The sequence below is a fragment of the Micromonospora sp. CNB394 genome (genome assembly GCF_000374985.1).
Lineage (GTDB): Bacteria > Actinomycetota > Actinomycetes > Mycobacteriales > Micromonosporaceae > Micromonospora > Micromonospora marina.
This window is the reverse complement of record NZ_KB895892.1, coordinates 1-6,554: the sequence shown is the minus strand read 5'-3', so window position 1 is coordinate 6,554 and position 6,554 is coordinate 1. Positions and strand designations below refer to the sequence as shown.

Below are 6,554 nucleotides of genomic sequence, written 5' to 3'. Positions count from 1 at the left end.
ACGTACGCGCCGTTGGCCTTCACCGTGTCGCACATCGCGGTCGCGCCCGGGTTGCCACCGGTGTTGGTGTGCAGGTTGGGCAGCGAGTCGATCTCGATGATGTTGATGATGCGCAGGTTCCGGTACTTCGCGTCGCCCTGGATCGCGGCGATCGGGTCGATGTACTCGGCCTTGTACTTGGGCAGCTCGTTCGGGCCCAGCTCACCGTTGGAGGCGAGCGCCGCACAGTCCCGGCCGGGCAGGTTGTAGATGACGAACTGGATGTAACCGGCACCCTGGGCGAGCGCCTCATCCAGGTGGTCCCGCACACCCATCGCACCGTTGGAGCTGCTGTCCGGGGTGCCGTTGATGGCGGCGATCCGGTCCAGCCAGACCGCGGTCGGGTTGTTCGACACCCGGTTACCGCCGGCCACCGACTCGGCCTTGGCCTTCCACTCGGGGTTCACGTACCCCTTCACCCCGACGTACGGGTTGTCGACCTTCTGCCCCGGCGGCGGGGTGGTCGGCGGCGTCGAGGTAGGCGGGGTCGACGTCGGCGGCGTGCTCGTCGGCGGGGTGCTGGTCGGCGGGGTGCTCGTGGGCGGGGTGCTCGTGGGCGGGGTGCTCGTGGGCGGCGTGCCGCCGTTGCACACGGTGCCGTTGAGCGTGAACCGGGTCGGCTTGGGATTGCTGCCGCTCCAGGAGCCGTTGAAGCCGAGGCTCAGCGTGGCACCGCTGGCGACGGAGCCGTTCCACGACTCGTTCTGCGCGCTGACCTCCTGGCCGGACTGGGTCCACCGGGCGGCCCAACCCTGCCCCACGCGCTGACCGCTGTCCGGGAAGGCGAATCCCAGCGTCCAGCCGTTGAGGGCGTCGCCGACGTTCTTGATGGTGACCGAGGCGGTGAACCCACCCGGCCAGTCGTTTGTCGAGTAGGACACCTCGCACTGGGTGGCGGCCTGGGCGGCGGTGACGGGTAGTGCCACCAGCCCTCCCGCGACCAGGACGCCTGCTCCGGAGAGCGCGACCGCCCGGCGTGAGCCGGAGAGTCTTCTCCACACGTTCATTGCACAGATCTCCTTCGGGACGGGACCGGGTCACGAGCGGCCCGGCTGATCGGCCCGGTGGGCAGCCGTGCGGACGGCCCACCGAGGTCATCGGTGTTCTTCTGAGGTGCCCGACCTGGACGGGCGGTGGTGGTGCGCTGGCATCGGCAGCGACCGCGACCAGGTGGATCGGCGAGGTGGTCGTCCGGAGAACCGGTGCCCTCGACCTCCCGCCGATGCGCCGTTGGGAGCAGCTGCTACGTCCAAGCATCGGCAGAACAGCTGCACGCGAGCCAGAGCCGTCGCCCAGATCCTCCGGCCCCACGGCGCTGGCCTGGGGCAACGGTGATCACGACTCTGAAACGTCAACGCATTACGGCGACTACGGCACCGCATCCGGCGTTCCGACGACGAAACCTGAGCCGCCGGCGCGGGGTGTCCCTGTCGATCGGTACTTCGCCCGATCAGCGAGAGACGAACGAGTGAGGAGACACGATGTCACGACGATCCTGGCGTGGGCTTGCGCTCACCGGCCTGGTGCTGGCCGCGGGTGGTGGCGCGTGGGCGGTCACCCCCACCGCCTCCGCCGACGGCGCCCCCCGCATCACCCAGCTGGCCGGTGTCACCGACGGTGCCACGGTGAGCGGCACAGTCCGGATCGAGGCGCGCACCAGCGGCACGATCGACCGGGTGGATTTCTCGCTCTCCGGTGCCGGCACGGCGACCTGGACCGAACGGGAGGCACCGTACTACTTCATGGGCAACAACGGCGCTACCGTGCCGGGCTGGCACGCGGCCACCGCGCCGGAAGGCGCGTACACGCTGACGGTGCGGGCGATCGGCCCCGGCGGCACCACCCGGCAGACAGTACGGTTCACGGTCGACCGGCAGGCCGGCGAACCGGCACCGACGCCGGCGAACAGCGGCACCGCGAGTGCGGCGAACCCGTCGGTCAGCAACGGGGTGGCGACGTTCACCGCGAACAAGTCGATCGGGAAGCTCTCCGTGCCGGACTCTTGGACGGAGATCGTGATCGGCGCGGGAGTGACCCTAAGGGGCAACTTCTTCGTCCCGGCCAACCGCACGAAGGCGTTGACGATCACCGGCCGGGACAAGCAGACCTCCCAGTTGACCGGCGACGGCCCGCACGCCAAGGACTACGCCCGGGCCGGCGTGACGACCGAGGCGAAGATCAAGCTGACCCTGCGCAACTACACCTCGGTCAACCCGCGCTTCTACCACATGTGGGCGAAGAGCGCACAGGTCGTCATGTCGGGCATGCGGTACCTCGACAACCGGGATCTGGGCAGCAACAACTCCGACGGTTTCAGCGGCGGCGACGACTCGCTGATCGAGAACACCTTCATCGACACCTGGGACGACTCCGCCAAGCTCTACACCGGCGACCTCACCATCCGGGACACCACGATCGTGCACAACCGCAACGGCGCGCCGATCCAGATGGCCTGGGGCGACTACGGGCAGGGCACGGCGATCCTGGACGGGCTGACCGTCGTCTCCAACTCGTCCAACGGCTACAACCAGGGCGTCTTCTCGTGGGCCGGGGGCACGAAGGCCGACACCCGGACGATCCGGATCACCGGCGCGGGACTCACCCGCAAGATCAACCCCGGCATGGTCGAGGCGCCGCTCTACGCGTTCAAGGACGGCGTGAAGAACAAGACCATCCGGGTCGAGGGCGGCGCCTGCTCGGTGGTCCGCAGCACCTCCGCCAACACGTTCCAGGGCGCCAACACCTCCGGCAACAAGGTTGTCGTCTCCGGCTGCAGGTGACACCGCTAACGGGTGCGGAGCCGGGACCCGCTCGGCTCCGCACCCGAGCACCACCACCTTCCCGGCCCTCGGCACTCCGCCCGTCGTCACCTCAGTGTGTCGATGACACCCTGGAGACGGCCGGCGCTACGGGAGAAGGCCTTGTCGTTGCGCAGGCGGTGCGGCTGGTATTCCTTGCCGAGCCCGCCGAAGATCTCGACGGCGCCGTTGTGCCCACGTGCGATCGGCTGACCGTTGGCGGCCCGGTCGAGCATCATCGTGACGATGTCTGCCGAGATGCCGCCGGCAGCGGCGACCAGCTTGCGGAGGTTCTCGCTCCAGTTGCGGCCGTACGCGTCGTCGATGTGCGCCTCGGCCGCGAAGAACGGGCGGTAGAGCGTCGATCCGAGGGCCATCGCGGTGTACATCTCGAAGTAGCTGATCGTGCCGTCACCCGGCAGCAGACCGCTGCCACCGTGGTCGGTGGAGACCGTGGCCACGATGGAGCCGAGCTGGGCGTGGAGGGCGTCCTGCTGCTCGTCGCTGAGTCCGGGGTGGCCGTTGACCCCCGGCTCGGTGCCGGTGACGATCGCGAGGTACCGGTAGGCGTGGTTGGTCTCGAACTGTGACAGCCCGGGGACCGTGTACAGCCGCCCCTGCGAGGTGTTCTCGCTGGTGACCGGCCTCGTCGAGGGCTTGGTCACCTGGCCGGAGCCGGATCCGCCCGGTGCGCTGGAGGTCGGGACGCTGCTGGTGCGCCGCGTCGCCGGGCCGCTCGGGACCGGGGCCGGGGGCGGGGGCGGTGCCGTCGGGACCGGGACGGTGGCGGGGGGCGGCGTCGACGGGACCGCCGTGACCGGGGTGTCGCCCGGCCGGCACCCGGCGACCGCCCCGGCGAGGGCAGCGACCACCATCAGCGCGGTGACCTGCGGCAGTCGCCGGACGGCAGGAGCGGGGCCGGCCGTACTCCCGGGGTCGGTCGGACGGCTCTGATTCTGGCGTGGAAGGTTCACATCAAATAGCACTCCGTGCGCCGGTGCCAGGTTTCACCGGAGATCGCGCGAGAGCGTGGTCACTCGGGTACACGGTCGTGCAGCACGTCGACGTAGAAGGCTCGCTGGTCGCCTCGGATGGAGAAGCGTGCCTGCTCGATCCAGTCGAACTGCTCCAGAGTGCGGCGCATCGGCTCCAGCAGCTTGGTCTTCTCGCAGCTGTCGTCCGGGGCGAGGACGCCGTCAAGGTCGGTGAAGTCGGCCCGCGCGTTCGCCCCGTCGAGCTTCAGGTAGCGGAAGCGGTGGGCGTCACCGTCGAAGGCACTGGTCAGGCCGGCCGCGCGATCGGCCGACGAGGGGCCGTCGAGCAGCGCACGCAGGGCCTCCTTGGCGACGCTGCGGGCCGGAACGTCCCGGGTCACCGCGACGAGCTGCGGGCAACGCCGGCCGGCCTGCTCACGCAACAGGAACAGCTTGACCCGGCGGGTGCCGGTGGTCGGCTCGGTCGCCGGTTGGATCGGGCTGCCAGTCTCCGTGGCCTGGGCGCTCGGCGTCGCGGCGGACGGGACATCAGACGGACGGGGCGGCGAGGGCACCGGCGCCGGTGAGGTGGGTGCTGTCGGGGCGGGCGCGGCGAGCTGCGGCTCCCGCGACGGCCCGGCGGTCACGGCCATGCCGACGGGGAAGGCCGCCATCGCCGCGGCGGCCAGGCCGGCTGCGGCGACGGAGCGGACGCGGCGGCGGCGTGCACGGCGGCGCAGGTCGCCCAGGTCGGGCGGGCGTGCGATGTCCGCAGCGGTCCCGGCCATCCGGCGCAGCGTGTCCCGCGTCGCCTGCGCGTCTGGATCTCCGTCGGTCACCGTCACCTCCCCTCCTCTGGGCGTAGCCGTCGCCACTCTACTGTTTGACGCTGACGCATTATTCACATACGGTGCGATCGTTATTTAAGCGGATGAGTGCGACAGCGTCCAGATTGGATGGTCGCCCGCACGGTAAGCGCCCTCCATCGGGGATGCGCCCGCGGCGACAGGCGTCGAGAGGTCCGATGTCGACAGACCAGGAGTTCACCGAGTTCTACCTGGCGACGTACCGCCGACTGGTGGGCCAGCTGTTCGTGCTGACCGGCAACCACCACGACGCCGAAGAGCTGGCCCAGGAGGCGTTCTCCCGTGCGCTGCCTCGCTGGGCGAAGATCAGCGGGTACGAGGTGCCGGAGGCGTGGGTCCGGCGAGTCGCGTTCAACCTCGCCTTCTCCCGGCGACGCAGGGCGCTGCGCGGCGCTGCCGCTCTGCTGCGCCTCGGCGGCGAGCGAAGCCGCGACGGCGACGGCACCGACCGCGTCGCCGTCACCGAGGCGCTGCGGGCGGTGCCGGTACGGCACCGGCAGGCACTGGTGCTGCACCATGTCGTCGACCTTCCCGTGCGGGACGTGGCCGCCGAGCTGGGCGTTCCGGAGAACACCGTCAAGACGTGGCTGCGGCGGGGCCGGCAGCAGTTGCACGCGGCGCTCCGGGTGGACGAGGAGACCGCGACGGGCGACCTCCTCGCCCACCTTCGCCCCTGAGCGGAGGCGGGTGGGGTGCGCGTCACTGCCGCACCCCACCCGGGAACGGGCTCAGCCGTGGTCAGCTCACGGTGACGCTGTCGACGTCGAAGAGAAAGCCCGACCCGCCGGTGAAGACCAGGTGCAGCGGACCGGTTCCGGTGCCGGACAGTGACGTCGAGACGGTCCGGTAGGTCGTCCAGCCGCCGGTGGCGGGCACGTCGACCGAGCCGAGCAGCGCACCCGTGGGCGAGCCGGAACGCACCTCGATGGTGCCGCCCGACGTGCCGGAGGCGACCCGGGCGGAGAACTGCGTCCGGCCGGCCGTGGACACCTGGGCGTAGCCGGCCCAGTCACCGTCGTTCAGGTAACCCGCCGTGGCGCCGCCCTGCGCTGCGGCGTGGTCGGCCACCTGCACCCCCGAGCCCGACGTGAACGACTCGCCCTGCACGGTCTGCGGGGAGGCGCTGCCGCCGGGCGCGGTCAGGAAGGTGCGCAGTTTGGTGGCGTTTCCGGAGTCGTCGCCGGTGATCACGTAGTACATCATCCCGGCGTCGGAGACATCGCCCTTCTTGTTCATGATGTTGTTGACCACGTTGTGCACGTAGCGCAGCCGCTGGTCGGAGTCACCGGCCATCCAGGCCCACTTCTCCTCACCACCACCGGTACCCAGACCGGCGTTCTGGTCCGGAATCCGCTTGTACTTCACCTGCGGGAAGTCGCGACGGATGTCGGCCAGGTTCCACTTGTTGTCATCGTCGTCGTGGTTGTTGTTCCAGTCCGAGTGCGAGATCAACGTGACGTGCTTACGCGCCGCGGTGTTCGAGCCCTGCAACGCCCGGTACACCACACCCATCGGGCCGGCACCGACCAGGCACAGCCGGTTGGCGGCGGTGGAGACGTCAACCGCCGACCGCAGGTGGGTCACAGCGGCGTTGAGATTCGTCTGGCTGTTACGGAAGATACCGGCCACGTCGTAACCGAACTGACCGCCGGTACCCTCGGTCGCGGTGACCATGTCCCGCTCCCAACTCGCCGTCGAGCTGCCCAGGTGCGAGTTGTAGTCCCAGTGCACCAGCCGGGACTGCTGGCCCCGCTCGGCCAGCAGCGCCAGGGCCATCGCCGACGCGCCGATGTCGTCACGGTCGTGGTAGTTGCCGTCCGAACTCCAGGCGATCCGCTCACACGGATAGCTGAGAACGGGCGCGGCGGCCTGCGCGG

General features: G+C 70.2%; 6 protein-coding genes. 2 read left to right on the top strand and 4 right to left on the bottom strand.

What is annotated here, in order from left to right; translation table 11 throughout:
- Window positions 1–1,046, bottom strand: a 1,046-nt coding sequence (locus C569_RS0129305; protein ID WP_036347482.1) for a cellulose binding domain-containing protein, incomplete at its 3' end; no start/stop codon positions are given.
- A gap of 474 nt (window positions 1,047–1,520) precedes the next feature.
- Between C569_RS0129305 and C569_RS0129300 the strand changes: the two genes are divergently transcribed.
- A complete protein-coding gene (locus C569_RS0129300) occupies window positions 1,521–2,819 on the top strand; it encodes a hypothetical protein (RefSeq protein WP_155945650.1) in 1,299 nt (432 codons plus the stop codon).
- An 86-nt stretch (window positions 2,820–2,905) separates the two neighbouring features.
- Here C569_RS0129300 and C569_RS0129295 read toward each other — a convergent pair whose 3' ends face one another.
- Both C569_RS0129295 and C569_RS34925 read right to left on the bottom strand, forming a co-directional pair.
- Window positions 2,906–3,712 (bottom strand): hypothetical protein, encoded by an 807-nt coding sequence (locus tag C569_RS0129295; protein ID WP_026268800.1) that lies wholly within the window; start codon window positions 3,710–3,712, stop codon window positions 2,906–2,908.
- Between the two features lie 158 nt (window positions 3,713–3,870).
- Window positions 3,871–4,656 carry a GerMN domain-containing protein gene (locus tag C569_RS34925; RefSeq protein WP_026268799.1) on the bottom strand — a complete coding sequence of 262 codons (786 nt, stop codon included), beginning with the start codon at window positions 4,654–4,656 and terminating at the stop codon, window positions 3,871–3,873.
- Between the two features lie 179 nt (window positions 4,657–4,835).
- Here C569_RS34925 and C569_RS31605 point away from each other — a divergent pair, with 179 nt between their 5' ends.
- Window positions 4,836–5,354 (top strand): sigma-70 family RNA polymerase sigma factor, encoded by a 519-nt coding sequence (locus C569_RS31605; RefSeq protein WP_018789252.1) that lies wholly within the window; start codon window positions 4,836–4,838, stop codon window positions 5,352–5,354.
- A 61-nt stretch (window positions 5,355–5,415) separates the two neighbouring features.
- On the opposite strand, the gene C569_RS31600 is transcribed toward C569_RS31605, so the two are convergent.
- Window positions 5,416–6,554 (bottom strand): carbohydrate-binding protein (locus tag C569_RS31600; protein WP_036347477.1); only part of this gene is annotated, 1,139 nt, incomplete at its 5' end.